Annotated in this window: 1 protein-coding gene; it reads right to left on the bottom strand. The window is 44.1% G+C overall.

Features of this window, described 5'->3' with window-relative positions; all coding sequences use genetic code 11:
* On the bottom strand, positions 1 to 1,075 hold a 1,075-nt coding region (locus PLH26_RS21660; RefSeq protein ID WP_324588094.1), incomplete at its 3' end, for a slipin family protein.
* Positions 1,076 to 1,693 lie beyond the last annotated feature (618 nt).

Genomic DNA, 1,693 nt, shown 5'->3' with positions numbered 1-1,693 from the left:
TTAACTGTTCGATCAATAACCCGTTACCGCTTACGCTGATATTGCTGATCTTGTCTGCGATCTTTTCCACATATTCCATTTCTTTCAGCTTCCACAACATCGCGTTTTCTTCCATCAGCCTGGCAGTATTCAGCAAGCTACGGGTGCTGGCCGTTTCTTCCCGCCGCATGATGGTATTTGCCTGCGCTTTCTTTTCAGCGATCAATACCTGGTTCATGATCTCCTTTACATCGCCCGGCAATATGATATCACGGATACCGAAGTCATTCACCACTATACCCAATGCTTCAGCGTTTTTCTGTACAGTTTGCAAAATGAAAGGGGTAATGGCTTCTTTTTTCTCCAGCAATTCATCAAATCCAAAGCCGGCAACATATTCCCGCAACGCCAGTTGAAATGCCACATACAATTGCCTGCCGTATTCCTTGTTTTGCAGCAAAGCTTTTTCAATATCAGTTACCTGGTATTGCGCCCATGCGTTGATACGCAATGCCGCTTTATCTTTGGTCAGAATTTCCTGGCCATTGATCTCCAGTTGCTGCTGGCGGGTGTCTATTTTACCAACATGCACGGCAATTGCATTCTTCCACCAATAGTATACACCGCTTTGCAATACCTGCACAAATTTTCCGTCAATAAACAATACCGCTTTTTCAAAGCTTTCCACGCTTACGCTACGAACGAATGGGGCAACCAGGCGATGCAATAATACCGTACGTTCTATAGGTTCAGTGACCTCAATCTTTCCAATATCTGCTTTTATAAATTTATATTCCACGGCACCTTTCCAAAAGGTATAGCGACCTGCACCGAATACTGCTTCCAGCAAACCGTTTTTATATTGTAATGCAATTTCATTGTCTTTTACATCCAGCACGAGCAATGCCCCTGCAAGCGCAGCGTCCTTCAACAATATGTTCAATTCCACCGGTGCATTGAACGGCTTGGTTATATCAAACAATTGTACGGTTTCATTGCTCCAGAACCAGTAGCTTCCTTCGTTCAGCATCCGCCGATACACGCCGTTTTTAAACACCAACCCTACATGGTAGGCGTTTACTCTTACATTTTTCATCTTCTTCTCTTTTTAACTGTTACTATTATTAAAATCTTCCTTGCTTAGTATTAAAGTCAGGGTTATTTATCACTTTGTATAGCGGGCATTAAGCGCTGTGATGTTAAACAAGGCAGTTTTTATCTTTTCACTGCCCGCAGGCAAAGAACCCAGATAAAAAGTGTTTTGTCGCTCATTACAACTGGCATAACACACTGGCGATAGATCAGTTGCCGTGCTGCTGCCGCATATATGCTTACGGCATATTTACTTAAGTATTCCGGCCGATAAATAACCCTCACTTTAAGTCGTCACCATTTTTTAAGAAGCGGTGTACTTCTTTACTCAACATCCGAAGTGTTGTGTTCTACCATTGAACTACCCTGCTTTTCAGCCGGAGCGGGATTCGAACCCGCAATGGTCTGTTGCTCTAACCGCTGAGCTATCCCGCCTGAGGCAGGAAAGGGACTCGAACCCCTGACCCACAGGTTATGGAGGGAAATACATGTTATTGCAACAGCATACGGCAGGTTACTACCGCCGCACTATAGTGCTTTTAAAACACACATCCGGTTTGCTGCTAACATGCCGCTTCCCCATCTTGCCGTTAAGCAAGCCATTTTAAGCCTTTCCATTAAG

It is taken from the genome of Agriterribacter sp. (assembly GCF_035444585.1).
In the GTDB taxonomy this organism is placed as follows: Bacteria; Bacteroidota; Bacteroidia; order Chitinophagales; family Chitinophagaceae; genus Agriterribacter.
The sequence above is the reverse complement of the archived record's forward strand: the minus strand, read 5'-3'. Positions and strand labels throughout refer to the sequence as shown.